Below are 745 nucleotides of genomic sequence, written 5' to 3'. Positions count from 1 at the left end.
GGATGGAGGAAGCAATATTAGGACCAATTCGTTCTGTATTAGTTGAAAAAGATGTACTGCAATTTCAAACGTTATTGTTACACATTCAAATGAGTTGTATAGGAAATACAAGTGCAAAAGCGGCGGTAGATATGGCTTTATACGATGTGTATTGTCAATTTCACAACATACCGTTATACGCATTACTAGGTGGAAAGAAAGAGATTTATACTGATATTACAGTAAGTGTGGATGAACCTTTATTAATGGCAAAAGAAGCGAAAAAGCATATTGAAAAGGGATTCCAAACATTAAAAATTAAGGTGGGTAAAGAGGCACATTTAGATTTGGAACGCATAGAGGCAATTCGAAATGTAGTGCCAAAGAATACGACGCTACGTTTAGATGCAAATCAAGGATGGAAACCAAAAGAGGCTGTTTCTATTATTAGAGAAATGGAGAATAGAAATTTAAATATAGAATTTGTAGAACAACCAGTTCATGCGAAAGATTGGGATGGATTAAAGTACGTGAAGGACAATGTACAAACGCCTATTATGGCAGATGAAAGTATGTTTTCGGCAAGCGACGCATTAAAGATTGTCCAAGGAGGATATGCAGACCTACTTAATATTAAATTAATGAAATGCGGTGGTATTCGAGAAGCCTGGAAAATTGCGGATATTGCGGAAGCAGCAGGTGTGAAATGTATGGTTGGAAGTATGATGGAATCTTCACTTTCAGTTAGCGCTGTTGCACATTTAGC

The 745-nt window shown here is 36.6% G+C and carries 1 protein-coding gene; it reads left to right on the top strand.

The genetic code is table 11. From position 1 onward, the window contains the following. A partial coding sequence (locus AC1DTM_RS29935; protein ID WP_477001640.1) for a dipeptide epimerase occupies nucleotides 1–745 on the top strand: 745 nt, incomplete at both ends.

The sequence above is a fragment of the Bacillus sp. P4_D3 genome (assembly GCF_056401855.1).
The sequence above is the reverse complement of the archived record's forward strand: the minus strand, read 5'-3'. Positions and strand labels throughout refer to the sequence as shown.